This window comes from Anaerocolumna sedimenticola (genome assembly GCF_009931695.1).
Taxonomy (GTDB): domain Bacteria; phylum Bacillota; class Clostridia; order Lachnospirales; family Lachnospiraceae; genus Anaerocolumna; species Anaerocolumna sedimenticola.
Genome location: NZ_CP048000.1, coordinates 1,710,862 through 1,733,436 on the forward strand (window position 1 = coordinate 1,710,862; position 22,575 = coordinate 1,733,436).

The 22,575-nt window shown below is 31.4% G+C and carries 20 protein-coding genes and 1 pseudogene; all 21 read left to right on the forward strand.

What is annotated here, in order from left to right:
- Nucleotides 1–371: 371 nt before the first annotated feature.
- Nucleotides 372–839: a flagellar assembly protein FliW gene (gene fliW, locus Ana3638_RS07690; RefSeq protein ID WP_161837503.1), complete on the forward strand. Its 468-nt coding sequence runs from the start codon at nt 372–374 to the stop codon at nt 837–839.
- A complete protein-coding gene (gene csrA / locus Ana3638_RS07695) occupies nt 839–1,060 on the forward strand; it encodes a carbon storage regulator CsrA (RefSeq protein WP_161837504.1) in 222 nt (73 codons plus the stop codon). Before fliW ends, csrA begins: the two co-directional genes overlap by 1 nt.
- 357 nt (nt 1,061–1,417) lie before the next feature.
- Nucleotides 1,418–1,831 carry a flagellar protein FlaG gene (locus Ana3638_RS07700; RefSeq protein WP_161837505.1) on the forward strand — a complete coding sequence of 138 codons (414 nt, stop codon included), beginning with the start codon at nt 1,418–1,420 and terminating at the stop codon, nt 1,829–1,831.
- Between the two features lie 20 nt (nt 1,832–1,851).
- Nucleotides 1,852–4,008: a flagellar filament capping protein FliD gene (gene fliD / locus Ana3638_RS07705; protein WP_161837506.1), complete on the forward strand. Its 2,157-nt coding sequence runs from the start codon at nt 1,852–1,854 to the stop codon at nt 4,006–4,008.
- A gap of 207 nt (nt 4,009–4,215) precedes the next feature.
- A complete protein-coding gene (fliS, locus tag Ana3638_RS07710) occupies nt 4,216–4,584 on the forward strand; it encodes a flagellar export chaperone FliS (RefSeq protein ID WP_161837507.1) in 369 nt (122 codons plus the stop codon).
- 29 nt (nt 4,585–4,613) lie between these two features.
- The gene (locus Ana3638_RS07715; RefSeq protein WP_161837508.1) at nt 4,614–5,093 is read left to right on the forward strand and encodes a flagellar protein FlgN; all 480 of its coding nucleotides are present in this window, start codon (nt 4,614–4,616) and stop codon (nt 5,091–5,093) included.
- 179 nt (nt 5,094–5,272) lie between these two features.
- The gene (locus tag Ana3638_RS07720) at nt 5,273–6,160 is read left to right on the forward strand and encodes a flagellin N-terminal helical domain-containing protein (protein ID WP_161837509.1); all 888 of its coding nucleotides are present in this window, start codon (nt 5,273–5,275) and stop codon (nt 6,158–6,160) included.
- A 235-nt stretch (nt 6,161–6,395) separates the two neighbouring features.
- Nucleotides 6,396–6,701 carry a hypothetical protein gene (locus Ana3638_RS07725; RefSeq protein ID WP_161837510.1) on the forward strand — a complete coding sequence of 102 codons (306 nt, stop codon included), beginning with the start codon at nt 6,396–6,398 and terminating at the stop codon, nt 6,699–6,701.
- Nucleotides 6,702–6,718: 17 nt separating this feature from the next.
- On the forward strand, nt 6,719–8,554 hold the full coding sequence (locus Ana3638_RS07730) for a motility associated factor glycosyltransferase family protein (protein WP_161837511.1): 1,836 nt from the start codon (nt 6,719–6,721) through the stop codon (nt 8,552–8,554).
- Nucleotides 8,555–8,741: 187 nt separating this feature from the next.
- Nucleotides 8,742–9,746 (forward strand): acylneuraminate cytidylyltransferase family protein, encoded by a 1,005-nt coding sequence (locus Ana3638_RS07735; protein WP_161837512.1) that lies wholly within the window; start codon nt 8,742–8,744, stop codon nt 9,744–9,746.
- Between the two features lie 262 nt (nt 9,747–10,008).
- Complete coding sequence (locus Ana3638_RS07740; RefSeq protein WP_161837513.1) at nt 10,009–11,511, forward strand: N-acetylneuraminate synthase family protein; 1,503 nt, start codon at nt 10,009–10,011, stop codon at nt 11,509–11,511.
- 222 nt (nt 11,512–11,733) lie between these two features.
- Entirely contained in the window at nt 11,734–12,960 is a 1,227-nt protein-coding gene (locus tag Ana3638_RS07745; protein ID WP_161837514.1) for a CDP-glycerol glycerophosphotransferase family protein, read from the forward strand.
- 30 nt (nt 12,961–12,990) lie between these two features.
- Nucleotides 12,991–13,701 (forward strand): IspD/TarI family cytidylyltransferase, encoded by a 711-nt coding sequence (locus Ana3638_RS07750; RefSeq protein ID WP_161837515.1) that lies wholly within the window; start codon nt 12,991–12,993, stop codon nt 13,699–13,701.
- A gap of 28 nt (nt 13,702–13,729) precedes the next feature.
- Nucleotides 13,730–14,815: an NAD-dependent epimerase/dehydratase family protein gene (locus Ana3638_RS07755; protein ID WP_161837516.1), complete on the forward strand. Its 1,086-nt coding sequence runs from the start codon at nt 13,730–13,732 to the stop codon at nt 14,813–14,815.
- A gap of 14 nt (nt 14,816–14,829) precedes the next feature.
- On the forward strand, nt 14,830–16,152 hold the full coding sequence (locus tag Ana3638_RS07760) for a glycosyltransferase family 2 protein (protein ID WP_161837517.1): 1,323 nt from the start codon (nt 14,830–14,832) through the stop codon (nt 16,150–16,152).
- 21 nt (nt 16,153–16,173) lie between these two features.
- Complete coding sequence (locus tag Ana3638_RS07765) at nt 16,174–17,574, forward strand: glycosyltransferase (RefSeq protein WP_161837518.1); 1,401 nt, start codon at nt 16,174–16,176, stop codon at nt 17,572–17,574.
- 23 nt (nt 17,575–17,597) lie between these two features.
- The gene (locus Ana3638_RS07770; protein ID WP_161837519.1) at nt 17,598–18,857 is read left to right on the forward strand and encodes a glycosyltransferase family 2 protein; all 1,260 of its coding nucleotides are present in this window, start codon (nt 17,598–17,600) and stop codon (nt 18,855–18,857) included.
- Between the two features lie 16 nt (nt 18,858–18,873).
- A complete protein-coding gene (locus tag Ana3638_RS07775; protein WP_161837520.1) occupies nt 18,874–19,695 on the forward strand; it encodes a glycosyltransferase in 822 nt (273 codons plus the stop codon).
- 14 nt (nt 19,696–19,709) lie between these two features.
- A complete protein-coding gene (locus tag Ana3638_RS07780; protein WP_161837521.1) occupies nt 19,710–20,186 on the forward strand; it encodes an NAD(P)-dependent oxidoreductase in 477 nt (158 codons plus the stop codon).
- 53 nt (nt 20,187–20,239) lie between these two features.
- Nucleotides 20,240–21,375, forward strand: a pseudogene (locus Ana3638_RS07785) (glycosyltransferase WbsX family protein).
- A 26-nt stretch (nt 21,376–21,401) separates the two neighbouring features.
- The gene (locus Ana3638_RS07790; protein ID WP_161837522.1) at nt 21,402–22,550 is read left to right on the forward strand and encodes a glycosyltransferase family 4 protein; all 1,149 of its coding nucleotides are present in this window, start codon (nt 21,402–21,404) and stop codon (nt 22,548–22,550) included.
- The last annotated feature ends 25 nt before the right edge of the window (nt 22,551–22,575 follow it).

Genomic DNA, 22,575 nt, shown 5'->3' on the forward strand with positions numbered 1-22,575 from the left:
ATGATTTATAGAATAATTTATTGGTAAAATACAGATATAGATTAATTAATAAGAATATTGGGTATTTAAATATACATAATTCAGTTTGTATCAGATTGTGGAAGTAATTGAATTAATTTTTATATTCCTAAAGTTTAGTTAATATAATATTGATTATCTTTTTAAATTAAATATTTTAAAATATTTTCTTATTTAATAGATAAAAAATATTTTACATTATATTAACAGGTTAAACTATTTAATAGTATTAGCAATATTAGAATTAGATTATTAAACAAAATTGGAGAAAGTACTAAGCTTAAGATTTGTGGCATATTCGATTCCTTTGTTCGAGTATGCCATTATAAAAAGGTAAGGCTGAAGGGAGAAACATGTTAGTAAAAACAAAATATTTTGGTGAAATAGATCTGGATGCGGATAAAATAATTACCTTTCCTCAGGGAATTATGGGATTTGAAGAATATAAAAGATACACCATCTTATATGATGCAGAGGAGGGGAAGAAAGCAAATATCTCCTGGCTCCAAAGTTTGGACGAGCAGGCTCTTGCCTTACCTGTTGTTAATCCTTTTCTTGTAAAAGAAGATTATAATCCGATTGTGGAAGACGAGATATTAAAACCTTTAGGTGAAATTGATGAACAGAACCTTATAATTTTATTATCACTTACAGTACCAACCGATATTACTAAAATGTCAGTTAATTTAAAAGCACCATTTCTGATAAATTCAGATACCAGGAAAGGCTCCCAGGTTATCCTGGAAAATCAGAATTATGAAGTGAAGTATTATATCTATGACAAAATGAAAAAGCTTAAAGAAGAGAAGGGAGAGGAATAATGCTAGCCCTTACAAGAAAACTGAATGAATCCATCATGATTGGAAATGATGTTGAAATCTCTATACTGGAGATAAAAGGCGATCAGGTTAAATTGGGAATAAGTGCTCCCAAATCTGTTCCTATTTACAGAAAGGAAATCTATATCCAGATTCAGGAGGCAAATAAAGAAGCTATCGATAGTTCGGCATCAATGGATGTGATGAAAAAATTGTTTCATTAAAGTTCATTTTTATTGAATTAAATATTATGATATTGTATTATTTCAAATTTTATATTTTAATTTGTATATATTTGGAGTTTTATGGTTGAAACTTCAAAAGGTCACTCAGTACCTCATTGGAAACACAAGATGATCTTTAATCTCGAATCATACCGTATAATTATTAATCCAAGAAACATCCAAAAGGTAGTACAAATGAGGAGAATTAATAAGTGAGATAAAGGGTAAGGAAGCCAAATAGGTATTATGTCGGATGAAGGGTCAGAGTACAACTATAAATAATTTACAAAAAAAGCCGATATAATAGCTAAAATACAAAAGGATGGGTTAGTACCCACATCACACGGAGGTGGCAACATGTCAATCGAATCAATTTCAAATACAGTACCCTATGCTGATTACAAGCCTGAGCAAAAAGTACAACAGGTTACTGTTCCAGCCGGAATCAATCCAACAGGTGCAGAAGTAACAGATACTGCAGCCGGAAAAACATTTACAAGTAAGCAGGAAAGTAAGGAAGAAGAAAAACAAAAAGACGCACAGGCAAATGCAAACCGTATCAAAAGTATTCTTAATGAAACTAATAATAAGATAAAACCTGCACGAACCCGATGTGAATTTTCTTATCATGAAGAAGTAAACCGGGTTTCCATTAAAGTGATGGATGTGGATACTGATAAGGTAATAAGAGAAATACCGCCGGAAGAAACCTTAGAAATGCTTCAAAAGCTTTGGGAGGTAGCCGGATTACTCGTTGATGAAAAAAGGTAATATACTAAGGAGGTAGGAGTATGTCTACTATAAGAATGACAGGGTTAATATCCGGGTTAGATACGGAATCAATTATTAAAGAATTAATGAGCGCTCAAAGGTTAAAAAATAAAAAGACCTCGGATAAGTTAACTTTATCCGAATGGAAAGAAGATAAGTGGAAAGAGTTAAATGCAAAACTGTATAAGCTTTATACGGAAGATTTAAGTAAATTGAGATTGCAGGGAGGTTATAAGACGAAAAAGGCAACCTCATCCAATGATGACTTAGTTACTGTAACAGGAGGCTCAAGTGCACCGGAAGGAGCTCATACCCTAACTGTAGAACAATTAGCCAGTTCACAGTATGTAACTGGTGGTAAATTGGGTACAGTAAATGGAAAAGCAATTACAACCAGTACCACATTAAAAGACCTTGGTATGACTGTAGGTACAACAATAAATGTTACGAGTAACGGTAAGCAGAAAAGCCTTGTTGTTTCAGATAGAACAACTTTAGATGATTTTATCAGTACTTGTTCCAGTGTAGGTTTAAATGCCAGTTATGATACAACTCAAAAAAGGCTTTTTATCAGTTCGAAAGCAAGCGGAGCTGCTAATTCCTTTACTATAACCTCAGATGCAACATCCTTTAATGATATAAAAAATCTGGCAGGGTATAGTGGACTGGATGCAACAAAACAAAGGCAAGTTTCTGATGCATTAACAGTTATAAAAGGAATTTCGTCAGGCGATTTGGAAAGCTTGTATACGAAAGCGTTGGACGGCACTGCTGGAGCTAATGCGGAAGAACAGAAAAAGATTGACGCTATTAAAACCTTGCAAATATACACAGTAGAGCAAGCGAAAGCAGATAAAAAAGCAGAGTGTATTGCCAATGTAAAACAGACAGATGTACGAACAAATCTTTTGAGTAGTTATTCCGGGACTACAGATGATGAAAATAAAATACTAGCTATTAAAGATGAAATACAAACTCAGGTTCAGGAACAAATTGCTGCAGGTAAGTTAACACTTAATGACACTGAGACCGTAGAAAGTTATGCTGAAAATTTATATAATACATACATTGATGCTGATAGAGATTTTATTTTTTCTAAAGCTATAGATAGAAAATATGCAAGCGATCCAGCTTATGCAGCTAGAGCAACAACGTATTATAATACTGCTATAGCTGACCCTACCTTTTCTGAAAATGTTTTATCCACAACAAATACAAGTGGCATCTATAGTAAACTAAGTTCTTATCTAAGCAACACAGTCGGTGATTTATCCGCACTTGGTTTGAGTGAAATAACGGGTGCTGAAGTTACAACATCAGACCCGACTGCAATGAGTGTAATAAAAGCAGCAGATGCTTCGATAATATTAGACGGCGCAAACTTAACCAGCAGTTCCAACTCAATTACTGTCAACGGATTAACCATTAATCTAAAAGGTAAAACTGAAGCAGGAAAAACCATTACTTTGGACGTATCGAATGATACACAGGCAACTTATGATAAAATAAAAGATTTCATTAAATCCTATAATGAGATCCTTAAAGAAATGAATGATTTATACTATGCCGGTTCTTCTCGTGGTTATGACCCTCTTTCTGATGATGAAAAGGAAGCTATGACCGATGATCAGATTGCAAAATGGGAAACCAAAATTAAAGATTCCATATTAAGACGTGACAGTACCTTAGGATCAGTTATTGATTCTATGAAGATTGCTATGATGTCATCTGTTTCAGTAGATGGTAAAAAGTACTCCTTATCATCTTTTGGAATTCAGACTTCAACAGACTATACGGAAAAAGGTTTACTGCATATTTATGGTAATAAGGAAGATTCAACTTATTCTGATAAAGATGATAAACTAATGAAAGCACTTACAGAAAATCCTGATGCTACGATTGAGGCCTTAGCAGGAATTTTCGGTGAATTATATGATACCATGAATGATAAGATGAGTTCAATTCCTAATGTAAGAAGCATCTATAAGTTTTATAATGATAAATTAATGGATAATGAGCAAACAGAATACAAGAAAAAAGTAGCTGCCCTAGAAGATAAGTTATCCGAAATGGAAAACAAATATTACAAACAGTTTTCAGCTATGGAAACTGCTTTAGCGAAAATGCAGTCTCAGAGCAGTTCTTTAGCAGGACTACTTGGAACTTCAAACAAATAGGTGATATATAGTATCTAATGTATAATTATCACAATCAAATATTATTATCCTAATATTTATTTATTTTAAATATAATAATAAATTATGTAATTAAGTATTTATTTTTCTTGCGAAAAAAGGTATAATGTATACATGTTAAATCTTTAAATAATGCTTAAATAAAAGCATTTTAAAAGTTATACGGAGTATTCAATAGGAGGAAACATAATGCCAATTAACGCAGCTTCAGCGTATCAAAACAATAAAATATCTACAGCTACACCGGCTGAATTAACATTAATGTTATTTGAAGGGGCAATTAAATTTTGTAACATGGCTATTTCAGGTATAGATGAAAATAATATTAGTAAGAGTAATAATAATATAATAAAAGCGGAGAAAATAATTGCTTATCTACGGTCAACACTAGACTTTAAATATCCGGTAGCTGAAGAATTTGAGAGAGTTTATAGTTATATATATGAGCGCTTGATTGCAGCAAATATGAATAAAGATAAGACAATACTAAGTGAGGTTCTGGAACATCTAAGAACTATGAGGGATACCTGGAAGGAAGTTATGAATCATACAAAATGATAATAGCTTGTTGTGAAAAGAGGTTTAGTGTGGATAATAAAACTTATATACATATTCTGACGGATACCTTAATTAAGAAAAATAATCAGTTAGACAAGCTGTTACAAATAACAGCCTTACAGGAACAATATATTAATGAACCAAATCTGGATATGGATAAATTTGAACAAACATTTGCAGAGAAAGAAGAATATATTGAACAAATCAATTTGCTTGATGATGGATTTGAAAAAATATATCTCCATATACAGGATGAACTTAGTACCAAACGGATTGAGCATAAGGAACAAATCAAAACATTACAGGATTTAATTCGGAAGATTACAGAAAAAAGTACCAAGCTTCAGGCTGCAGAATTACGTAATAAAAATAAGATGGAAGCCTATTTCTTAAATAGAAAAAAAGAAATCAAGAATTTTAAGCTGAGTAGTCGTACTGCAACAAATTATTACAATAGTATGCGAAATCAGCCGATAGGAGAATCTTATTTTCTTGACAAAAAAAAATAAAAAATGTGTTATTGCTATAAAGTTTCTTATGATTTATTCCGATATACTTTACAAGTAAAGCAAATATCTCCTATTGCTGTCGGGAGCGTACGGCCTAATTGCAATAATTGAAGATATTGGTTACTAACATATAATTACGGTAGCATGGATGCTACTGCACTTTCAAGGAGGAAATACATATGATAATTCAACATAATATGGCATCTGCCAACACAAACAGACAGTTAGGTATTACTACAACCAATCTTTCCAAATCAACAGAAAAATTATCTTCCGGTTATAGAATTAACCGTGCTGGAGATGATGCAGCTGGTCTTTCTATTTCTGAAAAGATGAGAGGACAGATCAGAGGTCTTGAACAAGCTTCTACTAACGCACAAGATGGTATCTCATTAATCCAGACAGCAGAAGGTGCACTTAGTGAAACACAGTCCATTCTTCAAAGAATGAGAGAATTAACCGTTCAGGCATCCAATGATACTAACGTTACAGCTGACCGTGTTGCTATTGCTAAGGAAGTTAAAGCTTTAACCTGCGAAATCAACCGTATTTCCAGCCAGACAGAATTCAATACTATGAAATTATTGGATGGTACATTAACTGACAAAACATTCCAGATTGGCGCAAATGAAGCTCAGACAATCGGTTTATCAATTGGTACCATGAATTCAGCATCCTTATTGGTAGATAAGGCTACTGGAAATACTGAGATAGATATAGCTGCTGAGATCACATTAGCTGCTAAAGGTAATGCTGCTAGTAGTATTAATGGCGCTACAGCTGCTAAAAAGATATCTAACTTAATCAGTGTTGTAAACAGAGCTATTACAAAAGTTTCCACTCAAAGATCTTACTTAGGTGCTCTTCAGAATCGTTTAGAGCATACGATTGCTAATGCTGATAATACTGCTGAAAACTTACAGTCTGCAGAATCCCGTATCCGTGACGTTGATATGGCATCTGAAATGGTTCAGTACTCCAAGAATAACATTCTTCAACAGGCTGCTCAGTCTATGCTTGCACAGGCAAATCAGTCTACACAGGGTGTATTATCATTATTACAATAATTGTATTGAATTATTTAAAGGCTGGCCGAAAGGCCAGCCTTTTTTGACATCCGATAAAACATATTTCCTATATATAAAGATATAATAAAAATAGACTAATTACGACATTTGTTATAAAATAAAGATATAAGGATGATTAAAAATGTGTTATAATTTATAGGAAATAAACTATGAATAATCATAACTTAAAGAAAATTTGATTTACGAGCGGATAAAGGAGATGGTGGGTGAAATTATGAATAATATTAAGAACCAGATTAATGAAATTTTGAAAGAAATGAATGAAATTACAGAGTTACTATACCAACAGAAGTCCAAGGAAGGATATGTGTTGTTAAATGGTACATTAGGTAAAATAATGATACTGATGGATACGATAAGTAAGATTAAAACAGAAAAAGAACATTTGTTTGATATAGAAAGGCTGAATAACAATCTAAAAGCCGCTTTAGATGCTATGGAAATAAAGGATAATGTAATGCTTGCTGATATTTTAAATTATGAAATTGCTGAACAATTAAAGGAATCAATAAACTTATAATGGTAAGGAGCCTTGCTATGTCTTTATTTGAAAATAATATGAAAGCACTTGAAACTCACCGCAGTGCTTTTTTTCATAAATTAAAGATTTTATTAGTTGAAGATAACAATAAGAGTAATAACGATATTCAATTAATAGAAACTAAAGATGGAAATTCGGCGTTTTCACTAACTGTGGATGGCAATAAATATAATTTGAACAGTCTATATAGTCCTGTTATGGAAGCGAAAAGATGGTCAAACCAATTTGATTTTAAAAACCTGAATATAGTGGTTTCCATGTTTGGCTTAGGTAATGGATATTTTGCAAGAGAACTAATGTTGAAGTTGAAAAAAGAGGATTTCTTACTAATCTACGAACCAAGTACAGACCTTTTTGTAAAAGCAATGGAACACTTTGATTTATCTGATATTATCGGTAATGAAAATACTATACTATTGTTGGATGAAATTAATGGAATAGAGTTTAAAAATGTTCTAAAAATGTGCGTTAACTGGATGAATCTTAATTCGCAGGTAATATGTAATCATCCTCATTATGATACAATTTTTAAAGAAAGTTACAACTTGTTTAATAAAGCAATTAAAGATAATAGCAATGGTATCCTTGTAAACGAAAACACGAATGCTGCTACAAGTAAGCTGATTACCAAAAATACCATGAATAATTTTAAATTTTTAAAAGGTTGTAATATCGTAACGGATTTGTTGGGTAAAATACCTGTCGACATACCTGCTATTATCGTGGCGGCAGGACCATCACTTGATAAAAATATTAATGAATTGAAGATGGCAAAGGGAAAAGCGGTTATCTTTGCCGTTGATACGGCTGTTAAATATCTTCTTAAAAATCAAATTATTCCTGATTTTATTGTTACCCTGGACCCTAAAAAATCACTTCACCATTTATCGGACCCCAGATGTAATAATATTCCTCTGATTTGTAGAATTGAGGCAAGAACTGAAAACCTTCAGAGAAATAATAAAAGAATAATTTTCTTTAATATGGAAGGGTACACGGCAAAGCTGTTGCAGATGGTTGGCAAAGATACTGGCTGGTTTCAATCAGGAGGATCTGTTACAACAGGTGCTTTTTCCATATGTAAAACTCTTGGATTTCAAACGATTATTCTGGTTGGTTGTGACTTGGCATATTCGGGAAAAAGTACTCATGCGGGCGGAATGACAGTAGATGTTAGCGAAGCAGGAAGATATTTAGAGACAGTGGAAGATATTTATGGCAATGAAATTAAAACCAGGTATGATTGGTTTATTTACCTTAGATGGTTTGAAGAAGCGATTACTTTACTAAATGACGGGGAAGTAATTGACGCTACGGAAGGCGGAGCCAGAATAAAGGGCACAAAGCTAATGACATTAAAAGATAGTATAAATAAGTATTGTCTTAAGAATATTGATGTCGACAATATGATTCGTGAACTACCTCCGGTGATTTCGAAAGAAGAATTAAAAATTATTCAGGAATCTATAGAGAGAGATTTAAAAGAGTTGAAAGATATACAAGAAAAAGCAAATCAGGGAATAGAAATATGCAAAAGATTATTGAATAAATATAATAAATCAATCAGGGAAACTGAGGGTAGTATTGAAAAAAATAAACAGTTAAGCCAGATAAACAATTTCATCGAGGCGAAACGCGTATATATTTTAATTGACTGGGATATCGCACAGGATACTTTTTCCTATATATCAGATTTATATGTTTATGCCGATAATGAAAAAGAAGATAAAATCTATACTTATGAAAAAGCCAAAACCCTGTATACTTCCATTGCAAAGGCTGTAGACAGGATATATCCCATGTTGGAAACAGCATTGTTAAGTATAAAATAAACTGAATATTATGCACAATTTCAGATAGATTTTTAATGTTATGGTATATATTTTGCAGGTGGATTTATTAAAAAGTAATAAAGATTGAAAGAAAATTGATTACAGAAAGGAATGCCGCGATTGGATTTTAACCTGTTTTACTTGCGGCAGTATCGCAAAATGTTTTTGCGGTAAAATGGATGCAATTATGAACATATTAGCAATTATACCGGCCAGAAGTGGTTCAAAATCCGTACCAAATAAAAATATACGGTTGATAGCAGGAAAACCTATGCTGGCATATTCCATTGAACATGCGAAAGGGTCAAAATACATAAATCGTATCGTTGTAAGTACAGACAGCGAGGAATATGCAAAAATAGGGCAGCAATATGGTGCAGAGGTACCATTCATTCGCCCTAAGGAATATGCACAGGATGAATCTTTGGATATTGAAGTTTTTTATCATTGCCTTAAGTACCTAGAGGAAAAGGAGAATTACTCTCCGGATATTGTAGTCCAATTAAGACCTACTTACCCCATAAGGAACCCAATTGATATAGACAATATGATAGAAATGTTACTGAATACAAAAGAAGCTGATTCTGTCAGAAGTATTGCACCGGCAAAAGAATTGGCATACAAAATGTGGTTTAAAGATAAAAATGACTTTATTAATCCTATTTTGACCGATATACCGGAGGCATATAATATGCCAAGGCAGAAATTACCTGCAATTTATTATCAAAATGCATGTATTGATGTTACAAGAGGAAAGACGATTATTGATAATTATTCCATGACCGGGATTAATATTATGGGTTATGTAATGGAAAAAAATTATGATATTGATACGGAAGAAGAATTTAGAAAAGCAGAAGAATATCTAAAAATAATATCAGGTGGTAACCGGTTTGTTTTTGACATTGACGGGGTAATTGCCAATCTGGTACCTGACAATAATTATTCCCTTGCAACCCCAAATGTTAGAATAATTGATGTAATAAACAGGTTGTACAGCATGGATAATTATATTGTTCTGCTGACGGCCAGGGGATACGCGACAGGAATTGATTGGAAAGATACCACAGTAAAGCAAATGAAAGAGTGGGGAGTAAGTTATCATGAACTGCATTTTGGAAAACCTAATGCTGATTTTTATATAGACGATAAAATGATGGATCTTAATAAGCTGCTCACTATGTTTAATTAGTATAGATATAAATGGTATCAAGTTTAAAATTTAAATTGAATAAATCAAGTTGTATGAAAAAAGGATAGAAGGTTTAATGATTAATAGATGTGCAAAAAGAATGCCGGTTAAGTATTATCGCTGCTAAACGTTTGTTTTTAGGAAGTATTCTAACAATTAATTAATATAAAAGGTTTTATTGATTTGTTTTGCATATGTATATAATTATGTGTCGATTTATGCCGATATATACATAAGAAGAGATACGGAGGCGGGAAAGTTTATGAATATTAATAAAAATCTTTTTAAAGATTTATTTATTTTTGAAATGGCAAACAGTCATCAGGGCAGTGTTGAACATGGAATTGATATTATAAAGGCTATGAGCAGAATAGCCAGAAAATATAACATAAATGCAGCTGTAAAGCTGCAATATCGTAATCTCGATACTTTTATACATCCGGATTATAAAGGCAGAGATGATATTAAACATATCCCCAGATTTATGAGTACGAAGTTAAATTATGAGCAATTCACCCAATTAGTAGAGGTGATCCATGAGGAGGGACTTCTTGCAATGAGTACTCCCTTTGATGAGGATGGCGTGGATTGGTGTATGGATCAGGGAATTGATATCATTAAAGTTGCCAGCTGCAGTGCATTGGACTGGCCGCTGCTAACTAAAATTGCGTTTACTCAGAAACCTATTATTATATCTACAGGCGGAAAATCCCTATCCGATATTGATAAATTATATAATTTCTTTACCCACAAAGGCTGTGAATTTGCATTTTTGCATTGTATAGCAGAATATCCGGCACCTATGGAACACTTGCAATTAGATTTTATAGACCGTATGAATCGCAGGTATCCTGAGATAACGATAGGATATTCCGGACACGAAAATCCGGATGATAATATAATACCTATGTTAGCAATTGCGAAAGGCGCTAAAATTTTGGAAAGGCATGTTGGGCTTCCCACAGAAACAATTACTTTAAATTCTTATTCCATGAATCCGGAGCAGGCGGAGAAATGGGTTAAAGCAGCAATTGATGCCAAAATGATATGTGAGATGAAGAAAGAGGATAATAAGTATATCAGCCAGGAGGAAATTGATTCTTTAAATTCCCTAATGCGAGGGGTATATCTGAAAAAGGCAGTAAAAAAAGGTGATCCGATTATGCGGGAGGATGTATTCTTTGCAATGCCTTGTAACAGTAAGCAGATGAACAGCGGAGATTTTACCGAGGGAATACTGGCAAGTAAAGATTATGATGAAAATGAAGAATTACATGAGAAGAGAAAGATTACGGATATAGGAAACGTACGTAATGTAGTACATGATGCAAAAGGTATGTTATATGAAGCCGGAATTGCACTGGGTAATGATTTTGAGGTAGAGTTATCCCATCATTATGGCATGCAGCACTTCAGACAGATTGGTGCAATTATTATCAGTATTATTAATAGAGAATACTGTAAAAAATTATTAGTTATACTGCCCGGACAAAAACATCCCGTACATGCTCACAAAGTAAAAGAAGAAACTTTCCAGCTTTTATACGGAGACTTAAATGTGAATATAGAAGGTAAAGAGGTAATCATGAAACCCGGTGATATTCAGACGATTCTAAGAGGGGTAAAACATTCTTTTACATCAATAAAGGGAGCTATTTTTGAAGAAGTATCTACAACACATATAAAAAATGATTCCTATTACGATGATCCCAAAGTAAGAAGTTTGGATCCTATTGAGAGGAAGACGATTTTAAAAAGGTGGTAAGAAAGAAAGAGGCAGCATAAATTATGCGGAATTTTTTCCTAATTATGTTGCTTCTTTTCATTTATTTACGTTATATAATATTAGATTTATGTAATTGGTAACGAAATAATTGTCAGATTATATTAAGTTTCTATTAATTATGTCGATATAAGTATTATAAGTAAAAGAAATTATTTATAAAAATACATGGATGTAAATAAAGAATCAGGGATGATGAAAATAATGCAGAATCAAAAAATTATAGAAGCAATCAAATATTGGTCACAGGTATTCTTACTGCCAATTTATTGGTTGTCTTTTCTTATACCCAGAAGTAAAAAGCTTTGGGTGTTTGGAAGTTCTTTCGGTAAACGGTTTGCAGATAATCCAAGATATTTGTATCTATATATAAATCAATTTAAAAAAAATGAAATAAGAGCCATATGGATAACGGCTGATCCTGAAATTGCAATGTTTTTAAATAGTAATGGGATGGAGTCGTATTATAAGCATTCACTAATGGGAATCTGGTACTGTTTAAGGAGTGCTGTTTATATTTTTGATAATTATTCTAAAGATATATCATTTTGGCTCTCGGGTGGAGCTAAGAAAATTAATTTGTGGCATGGATCCGGAAATAAGAAAACAAATTATGATAATAAGTTTGATCGGGTGCGGCATCCGAGAAATAATTTGGAACGTTTTAAGACAGCCCTTAGAAGAATGTCGGATGAAAAGCCAAACCATTATACTCTTGCGACTTCACCTATGATGGCTGATATATTTACTTCTGCTTTTCATACAGACTTGAACCATATTATTATTGAGGGATACCCTAGGAATGATGTCTTGTTTCCTAATGACCTAAATAATGTATACACTGAAAAAGAAGCAAAAATCATAAATGATTTGAACGAATGTAAATGTAAACAGCTTAAAATTCTTTTATATATGCCAACTTTCCGTAATTCAGAAACATTGTTTTTTGAAGTGATGGATTTGGGAAAATTTAATGATTTTCTAGTCGGTGAGAATATGATATTCTTTACTAAATTGCACCCTAAATCAAATTTAAAAACTGTATTCCAGAAAACCATCTTTTCCAACATAAAAAATATTGATGCTGAAGTTGACCCTTATACAATATTAACTTATGCTGATTTGCTTGTGACAGATTACTCCTCTATATATTCGGATTATTTAATGTTAGACCGTCCTTCCGTTTTGTTTCCCTATGATTTCAAGGAGTATACGGAGGATACAAGAGAGTGCTATTTTGAATATGACGAGTATATGCCGGAAGTGAAAGCTTATAACATGGATGAGTTGATGAAATATATTAAGGGCGCTTTTATCATAGATAATTATGAAGATGGAAGAATGAATTTAAGAAATAGAATATTCCAAACAGCTGACGGAAAATCTTCTGAAAGGCTTTATTATAAAATAAGAAATATCTTAAAAATGTAAAAGGAAACATATCGGGAGGTTCGAAGATTTATGAACATTGCTATGTTAATTGCCGGTGGCAGCGGGCAGAGAATGAATCAGGATATACCCAAGCAGTTTATAAATGTCAATGATAAGCCGGTTATTGTATACACGCTGGAAGCTTTTCAGCGACACCCCAATATTGATGCCATTGAAGTTGTTTGCCTGGAGGGATGGCGGGAAATCTTAAAAGCTTATGCCAAACAATTTAATATTACAAAATTACGATGGATTACAGAAGGCGGAGAAAACGGACAGGCATCCATTTGTAATGGGATTAAGATATTGAAAGAAAATTGTGATATGCAAGATATGGTGTTAATTCATGATGCGATACGCCCCATGGTTTCACAGGAAATAATTTCAGACTGCATCAGTAAATGTAATCGGTATGGTTCGGCTATAACGGTTATTCCTTGCGTAGAAGCTGTGTTATACAGCGAAAATCATGTAAAAGCAGAAGAAACAATAGATAGAAGTGCATTAATGAGAACCCAGACACCTCAGGCATTTTATTTATCGAAACTTTTATGGGCGCATGAAGAAGCAAAATCAAGAGGAATAATGAATTCTGTTGCTACCTGTACGTTAATGATTGAATTAGGAGAACAGGTCCACTTTTCTACAGGTTCTGAAAAGAATATTAAGTTGACAACAACAGATGATATAGAGATATTTAAAGCTTTACTGCAGTCAAAGAAAGATGAATGGTTGAAGTAAATAGTACATAATTAGAAAAGAGACCATTATGTTAAAACATAAACTGTATATTGAGGATTTAGAACAAATTAATAATATTGATATTCCCTGGAAGCAATTAGAGAATCATTCTATTCTTATTACAGGTGGAACAGGTCTGATTGGTTCTGTGTTGGTTGATTCCCTAATTTACCGTAATGAAGAAAAGAATGCCGGAATAGATTTATGGGTATTGACACGAAATGAAGAAGTACTAAGAGAAAGATTCGGAGAATACCTAGATAAGGAATATTTTCATTATCTGATACAGGATGTATCTAACCAAATTGATATCGATGACCCGATTGATTTTATTATTCATGGTGCAAGTAAGGGAGATCCTTATTCATTCGCTCATGATCCGGTTGGCGTGATGAATGCTAACTATTTAGGGACATATCAGGTATTGGAATTGGCAAGAAGAAAAAATTGTACAAAGGTTTTATTTATTTCAAGTGGTGAAGTATATGGTATAGTAGATGTTAAATCTAGATCTATTATAGAAAATGGTGAAAGAGGTATTAAAGAAACTGAATATGGATATCTAGATGTATTAAATCCAAGATCCTGTTATGCTTCTTCAAAAAGAGCAGCAGAAACTCTTTGCCTTGCTTACATTAATCAATATAGTATGAATGTCTGCATAGCTAGACCTTGTCATACCTATTCAGCAACTATGTTATATTCAGATAAACGGGTGATTGGAGAATTTATCAGACATGGTTTGCAGAAACAGAATATTATAATGAAAAGTGAAGGAACCCAATTGAGGTCATACTGTTATGTAGCTGATACGGCTACTGGTGTATTCTGTATTTTATTAAATGGAGAAAGCTGTTTAGCTTATAATATTGCTAATAGAAATTCTATCGTTACAATAAAGGAACTAGCTTATATAATTGCAAAAAAATCAGCAGTTAAGGTTCGAATTATAAAACCTGGCGAGGTTGAAAAGAAAGGATACTCTGGTATCGAACATGCAGTCTTAGATCCTGCTGAACTTGAGAAATTAGGTTGGCAGCCCAGATATGATTTACCAAATGGTATCGACAGAATTGTACGGATATTATCAGAGGAAAATAAGCAAGAAAGATAAAGGGCTGAGAAATTATGAATGATATTGGAGTTATAATCTGTAATTATAATAAAGAAGAATATGTTATAAACTGTATACGGTCAGTTATGAAGTCTTCCATAAGTAATTTTGATGTATATGTAGTGGATAATGCTTCCACAGATAATTCGGTTGAAAGGATAAAGGAGGAATTTGGTAAAGAGGTTACTCTAATAGTAAACAAAGATAATTTAGGCGGTTCCGGAGGTTTTAATACAGGGCTTAGAGAAGCATTAAAACACGATTATAAATATATAATGTTGCTAGATAATGATATTGAGATGGATAAATATTCGATTGAAGAATTATATAAATTCATGGACTCACATGATGAAGTAGGAATGGTGGGTTCAAAGGTTTATTTTATGGATTATCCTGAACGTATCTGGGGCTATGGTGGAAATATTAATTTCAAATCATATAGACAAGAAGACAATTTTAAGAACTGTACGGATAGTGAAAGCATACCAGAGGTATTATATTGTGATTATGTTGCAGCATGTTCATTAATGGCAAGAGCAGATGCAATTAGAAAAGTAGGGCTGATGCCTGAAGATAACTTTATATATTGGGATGATATGGAATGGGGATATCGATTCAACCAGGCTGGTTATAAGGTGGCGGTCTGGGGAAAATCAAAGGTTTGGCATAAGGCTGGAGGAAGAAACGCTGGTAATACATTTATAAATTATTACATGTGGAGAAATAGAATTCTTTTTTTCTTAAAAGTTTTACCAATAGAAAAAAGAGATCATTTTTCAGAAATGATTTTATCAGATATGTTCCAATTGATTTACAGCTGTAATCTTAAAAGTGAAACAAACATCGTTAAATCGGTTATGTTTGCATTTGATGATGCGATACATAAGGTTTCTGGAAAAGCAGCTGATTATAAGATATTACCTCGAAATGGACAGTATGACCGTATGGAAAAGGCAATAGGTAGTGCTAAAAATGTGTTAATAAAGTTTAGTGGGGATTTTGAGGGATTAGGCAATATAATACGTAAAGTGGGCAAAATCGGCTCTGTTTCTAAAATTACTATTAGTACGATAGATATAAAAGATTTGACACAGCAAGTTAGAGCACAGTTCCCTAGTTGTGAAGTTATGGAAACGTATGAACCATTTAATTATGATTTTAATATGGAAATGTGTAGTCATATTTTTAATGCTGATTTGAATGCCAATACTGAAGTTTATGTTGACCCATGGTGTAATATCATTAATGGAAAAGAAGAGCATGCGTACTGCGAAAATTATGAAAATACAAAAAAGATTTTTACATTATTATTTAAAGAATTAATGCTCGTAAAGTAATTATAAATTGGAGTGGAACATATGGAAAAACCTATAGTTATATTTGGAGCTTCTGGTGCTGGCCGAAAAATATCTGAAGTAATAGATAAACTTAATAAAGAAATTGAGTTTTTTGTTGATAATGATAGTAATAAATGGAATACCTTGTTTTGCGGGAAAGTCGTGAAGTCGCCACAATCCTTATTGTTACATGATTATACAATAGTTATGGGTAGTACACATGTAGAAGAGATAGAAAATCAACTGGAGGAAATGGGCCTTATTAATAATCTTGTATATGGAGATTGTTTTAAATTAGAATATATAATAAAGAGTATTAAAGAATTTCAAGCTATGCCAGTTGGCATTAATAGTGCAGTCAGTCCGGAAGTTATTATTGATATTAGTACAGGACCACCAATGTGTGGTGTATGGACCTGGTCATTTCAACAGGCTGAGATGTTGTATAAAAGAAATCATAAAGTTGCTTTTTTTTATTCAAACGATAGAGATAATATACCTAAGAATGTTGCAGCTCATACTTACATTTTTGATTTTCCTGAAAAAGGATATATTGAAACTATTATGGACATGGCTCGCATCGTTATTGATAATTTACCATGTACAGTAATAATTAATTTTCAAGGCGAAATGATGTATGCGGCTATAGCTGCAAAAATTTTATATCCTAATGATATAAATATAATATCTATCATTCATAATGATGACCGAGATGTATGTTATAAAAATAAATTGATTGCAGAATATATTGATAAAATAGTAGCTGTCAGTATAGATATAAAGAATAAAATGATAATGGATTACGGAATTTCATGTGAAAAATTGTTTTATAAAGAAACCCCAATATTTTATAATAAAAAATTTATAAAACAATACAATATTAATGCATCACAACCTATTGTTATAGGATATGCGGCAAGATTGGAGATTTACCAGAAAAGAGCGGATTTACTTATCCCGTTTATTAATATTTTAGACGAAAATAAATGTAATTATCAGTTATTAATAGCAGGAGATGGTACATTTCATAAGAAATTAGAAGAATATGTTAACGGCAGAAAAGATAATTCAGTTCGATTATTAGGAAGAATTGAACGAGAAAATATGGAGGAATTCTGGGAAAAGTGTGATATATTCATTAGTCTATCAGAATTTGAAGGTTCTTCAATATCACTTCTGGAGGCCATGTCGAAGGGGGTAGTTCCTGTAGTAACAGAAGTAAGTGGGACAAATGAATTTATCATTAATGGAGAAAATGGATTTGTGTACCCAATAGGTAATATTGAGAGTATTGGGAAAAGAATTATAAAGCTTGACAATAATCGAAGTGCATTGATAAAATTGGGTGATTGTGCTAAGAAAGTTGTGAGGATGAAATGTAATCCGGATGATTATATTAATTTTATCGAACAATTATTATAAGGTATTATTGGAGGATGAACATATTGGACTATACACCACTTATATCAATAATTATACCTACTTATAATAGAGCTAAAACAATAGTAGCTGCTGTTAAAAGTGTGTTAGAACAAACTTTTATAGATTTTGAAATTATAGTTGTAGATGATGCTTCGATAGATAATACGGGAGAATTAATACAAGAGTTACAAGATCAGAGAATTCGATACATAAAAAATGATCATAATAAAGGGGCTAATGCTTCAAGAAACATAGGTATTTTACATTCAAAAGGTAGTTATATAGCTTTTCAAGATAGTGATGATGTTTGGCGAAAAGACAAATTAGAGAAACAGATAGATCTAATTATAAAAGCGGATAAAAATGTTGGAGTGGTATATACAGGATTTATGCATCATAGAGGAAAAAGAATTGATTATATACCATCAAAGAGTATATCGCTTTATGATAAGAATGGTGGTATATATCAATATTTACTGCTTACAAAGATTAATATTGTATCCACTCAAACAATATTAGTAAAGAAAGAGTGTTTTGATACTGTTGGGGTCTTCGATGAAAATATGCCTAGGCTGCAAGATTGGGAAATGTGTATACGATTAGCACAGAAGTATGAGTTTATTCTTATCGATGAACCATTGGTAGATGTTTATTTTACCAGTGAAAGTATATCTGCTAATCCATTAGCTTATATAAAAGCTAGATGTATAATGCTTAGGAAGTTTTATGATTACAAAAATAATCTAGAAATGTTTAATTACGTTTTAAAAGACATTTTATGTTTTTCTGCTGAAAATTTCTTAATTAGAGATTGTATAGACATTTTAGATGAGTATTTTAATAAACAGATTTTAAATACTGGGATTTTAGTTGATTGCATGATTTCTATTAATGAAAAAAGGGAAAAATTCAGAAGTAATTATTATACTATAAATAAATGGTTAAATTTAATCGAAAAAGGCTTACGTATCGACCAATATTTAATATCAAAAGGTTATAAAAATATTGCGATATATGGCTTAGGAGAGTTGGGCAGGCATATATATAATGGATTTAGGGATTCTGAAATTATAATAGATTATGCAATTGACAAATTAAAAGGAAATTATTCAGATATTAATATTAATGTTTATTCTTTAGAGGAAAAATTAAAACCAGTAGATGTAATCATAGTGAGTGTAATATATAATTTTAAACAGATTGAAAAAGAACTGCAGAAAAAAATTACATGTCCAATTTTATCATTTGATAGTATTATAGACGATATGCTAAACGAATATTAGGTGCAAGGAGGAAGAATTGAAGAAAATAGCATTAGTTATACTTAATTATTTGAATTATATTGATACCTTTGATTGTGTAAACAGTATTATGCAATATGATTATAATATATGTGGAATAGTTATAGTTGATAACGGCTCAAATAATCAGTCATATCACATTATAAAAAATAAGTATATACATAATCCATTAATACATGTATTAAGAGAAACTAGTAATTTGGGTTTTGCTAAAGGAAATAATATTGGCATCAATTATGCTAGAAAAAAATTACTGGCAGAATATGTATTAGTCGTTAATAACGATACTATTTTTATTAATAAAGATTTTATAAAAAATATGTTGCAAGAAGTAAAACCAGGAATCGGGGTATTAGGTCCGAAAATTTTACTTAAAAATAGACGTATACAAAATGAATATAGTATTTATACAAACTTTTCGGATATTTTAGCTTTTTATTTAGTATTATGGTCATATTACTTTAATGTGGATGTGATAGGACATATAATTGAAGAAAAAATGTTAAAAAATAAGACAAAAACTAAAGTTTTACATGGATGTGCGTTACTATTTACACCGGAGTTTTTTAAGTATTATAAAGGATTCTATCCAAAAACATTTTTATATAACGAAGAAGCCATTCTTTATAATATGTTGAAAAAAGTAAAACTTAAACAGGTATACGTTACAAATGCAATAATATTGCATAAAGAAGATAGATCATCAAAACTAAGTTATAAGAATGCCAATAATATAAGACTGAAACATAATATAAAGAGTTTTAAATATATATTTGTTACAATGTTGTTACCATATAGTAGATTAATACAAGATAATTAAAGGAGAATGTTAATATGAAAAAAGGAATAGTTGGTTTATTATCATTAATTTTAGGAACAGCATTTGGTGCATCGGGGGTTAATTATTTAAAAAATAAAACAATATTAGAAAAAGAAAAGAAAGTGGACAAGTTTAAAAGTTATTATAATATGCTAAATCAGTGGTTGATATTAAAACAAGAAAATAAATCTTTTGAAAAATATTTTATCGATAACGAATTTAAGACAATTGCCATTTACGGAATGGGGGAAATGGGTAATCGCTTATATGATGAATTGAAAAATTCCAACGTTGAGGTTAAATATGCCATTGATAAAAATGCAGAATCTACCTATTCTGAATTAAATGTAGTGAACTTGGATGATGATTTAGAAGAGGTTGATGTAATTGTTGTAAGCGCAATATTTGCTTTCGATGAGATAGAAGAGCAATTGAAGGATACGTTTGATTGCCCTATTGTCTCTCTGGATGATGTAGTTTTTGAATTATAGTAAAGTTTTTACCCATTACAATTAAAGAAGGGAAAAATGTTTTTAAAATGAAAATGAATAAAACTAAACTTATTGCATATTATTTGCCACAATTTCATGAGATTGAAGAGAATAATAGATGGTGGGGTAAAGGCTTCACAGAATGGTGTAATACAAAAAAAGCTAAACCCTTATATTGGGGGCATTATCAGCCTAAAACACCTCTAAATAAAAATTATTATGATTTATCAAAGCCAAAAGTTATGGAAATGCAGGCTAAAATGGCAAAGGAATATGGTATTTATGGGTTTTGTTTTTATCATTATTGGTTTAACGGTAAAAAACTACTTGAAAAACCTGTGGAGGATTTATTTAAAAACAAGGAGATAGATATTAATTATTGCTTGATGTGGGCTAATGAATCATGGACGAGGACCTGGGATGGTATTAATGGTAATAATAGTACCCTTATAAAACAGGAATATGGAAAGGAAGAAAACTGGAAGAATCATTTTTTATACCTAAAAGAATTTTTTATGATAAAAGATATATTTGTTGTGATGGAAAACCGGTTTTTTTGATTTATAAAGCAAAAGATATTCCCAATTGTGATGTCATGTTGGAATATTGGAATAGTTTAGCCATACAATATGGATTTCAGGGTATATACTATATCCAGGGAGATTCATTTAATGGTTATTGTAGAAAAAGTAAAAAATTTGATGCTATCGTAGAGTTTGAACCTAGAAAAACAGTTGCGGGAATCAAAGATAACAGATGGAATGAAATTATAAGAAAGGCTGCATACCCACTGCGAAAGTTACCTATTATCGCAAAACATTATTATATTCAAAGAAACTACGATGAAATTTATCATAATATAATAAAACGTAATTATAAGAGAAGAGGAAAAAAGGTATATCTAGGGGCATTTGTCAACTGGGATAACACACCAAGAAAAGGAGACAAAGGAGAGATATTTATTGGAGCATCACCATCTAAATTTAAAGCATATCTCTCTAAGCTTATTTCTATAAGTAATAAATATGATAATGAGTATTTGTTTGTTAATGCATGGAATGAGTGGGCTGAAGGTGCATATCTAGAACCAGATGAAAAAAATGGTTTTGAATATCTTAATGCAGTACATGAAGCTTTAAATAATAGAAAGAATTATAATTGTGAATCAATGAATAGATATGGCATATAGCGTAATTTTTTATTAATGGAGGAGTTATGAAAAAGAAGATTAATGTTTTATTGGTTTCTCATGATTCTTGCTTAAATGGAGCTCCAAGATCAATGGTTAATCTAGCTACATCGCTAAGGAAATATGGTGTAAATCCTTATATATTAATACCTTATCATGGGGACATAGAAAAAGAATTAATAAGACATCGACTTAAATATTTTATTATTCCGTATAATAAATGTTTTAGAGTGATTGGAAATAAAAACCTATTCTATGAGTGTTTTAAAGAGTTTAATAATTATGTATCATTAATAAAAATTATATCACTTATAAAAAAATTGAAAATAGATATAATTCATTCAAATTCCCTAGCGGTAGATGTAGGTGCTATGGCTTCTTATATTTGCAGGTGCAAACATATATGGCACATAAGGGAATTTATGGAAGAAGATTTTGGATTTGAACATTATTTTAAAAAGAAAATTGAATATCTAATAGGAAAATCAGATAAGGTTATTGCAATATCGGAAGCAATAAATAAAAAATATAGTAAGTTATACCACTTGTCTGATATTATAACAATATATAATGGCTTACCAGTTGATAAGTATGAGATTAAAAATAAAGAATTATTTCCTGAACCATATATAAATCTTATAATATCTGGAACCATATGTGAAGGCAAAGGGCAAATAGAAGCTATTGAAATGATGGAACAGTTAATGATTTTAGGATATAAAAATATATATTTATATATAGTTGGTTCGGGTAGTATAGATTATGTAAATCAGCTGAAAAATACAGTTAAAAATAAAGGACTTTTAAATAATATTAGATTTCTTGGTTTTAAAAATGATATGCAGCAAATAAGAAATAAAATGGATATAGAATTAGTCTGTTCCAAGAATGAAGCATTTGGCCGTGTAACGGTAGAAGCTATGCTAAGTAACCTATTAGTTATTGCTGCTAATACAGGAGGAACGAGAGAAATTGTTAAAGATAAAGTTAATGGATTATTATATAAACAGGGAAGTGTTACTGATTTAGAAAAGAAAGTACTCTTTGCTTTAGAAAATAGAAATTTAATCACTCAATATATTCATAGAGCAAAAGTCGATGCAAACAATTTATTTAATATCACTAATACTGTACAAAATGTAATAAAAGTATATGAAAGTTTAATAGGCAGGTAGTTATATGTATGGATAAAACGATTAT

Excerpts from the sequence above, each read along its gene's own strand:
- fliS (WP_161837507.1), top strand. The coding sequence starts at position 4,216 with ATGCCAATTAACGCAGCTTCAGCGTATCAAAACAATAAAATATCTACA.
- Ana3638_RS07750 (WP_161837515.1), top strand. The coding sequence starts at position 12,991 with ATGAACATTGCTATGTTAATTGCCGGTGGCAGCGGGCAGAGAATGAAT.
- Ana3638_RS07735 (WP_161837512.1), top strand. The coding sequence starts at position 8,742 with ATGAACATATTAGCAATTATACCGGCCAGAAGTGGTTCAAAATCCGTA.
- Ana3638_RS07740 (WP_161837513.1), top strand. The coding sequence starts at position 10,009 with ATGAATATTAATAAAAATCTTTTTAAAGATTTATTTATTTTTGAAATG.
- Ana3638_RS07780 (WP_161837521.1), top strand. The coding sequence starts at position 19,710 with ATGAAAAAAGGAATAGTTGGTTTATTATCATTAATTTTAGGAACAGCA.
- csrA (WP_161837504.1), top strand. The coding sequence starts at position 839 with ATGCTAGCCCTTACAAGAAAACTGAATGAATCCATCATGATTGGAAAT.
- Ana3638_RS07760 (WP_161837517.1), top strand. The coding sequence starts at position 14,830 with ATGAATGATATTGGAGTTATAATCTGTAATTATAATAAAGAAGAATAT.
- Ana3638_RS07725 (WP_161837510.1), top strand. The coding sequence starts at position 6,396 with ATGAATAATATTAAGAACCAGATTAATGAAATTTTGAAAGAAATGAAT.
- fliD (WP_161837506.1), top strand. The coding sequence starts at position 1,852 with ATGTCTACTATAAGAATGACAGGGTTAATATCCGGGTTAGATACGGAA.
- Ana3638_RS07765 (WP_161837518.1), top strand. The coding sequence starts at position 16,174 with ATGGAAAAACCTATAGTTATATTTGGAGCTTCTGGTGCTGGCCGAAAA.
- Ana3638_RS07790 (WP_161837522.1), top strand. The coding sequence starts at position 21,402 with ATGAAAAAGAAGATTAATGTTTTATTGGTTTCTCATGATTCTTGCTTA.
- Ana3638_RS07730 (WP_161837511.1), top strand. The coding sequence starts at position 6,719 with ATGTCTTTATTTGAAAATAATATGAAAGCACTTGAAACTCACCGCAGT.
- Ana3638_RS07755 (WP_161837516.1), top strand. The coding sequence starts at position 13,730 with ATGTTAAAACATAAACTGTATATTGAGGATTTAGAACAAATTAATAAT.
- Ana3638_RS07745 (WP_161837514.1), top strand. The coding sequence starts at position 11,734 with ATGCAGAATCAAAAAATTATAGAAGCAATCAAATATTGGTCACAGGTA.
- Ana3638_RS07700 (WP_161837505.1), top strand. The coding sequence starts at position 1,418 with ATGTCAATCGAATCAATTTCAAATACAGTACCCTATGCTGATTACAAG.
- Ana3638_RS07720 (WP_161837509.1), top strand. The coding sequence starts at position 5,273 with ATGATAATTCAACATAATATGGCATCTGCCAACACAAACAGACAGTTA.
- fliW (WP_161837503.1), top strand. The coding sequence starts at position 372 with ATGTTAGTAAAAACAAAATATTTTGGTGAAATAGATCTGGATGCGGAT.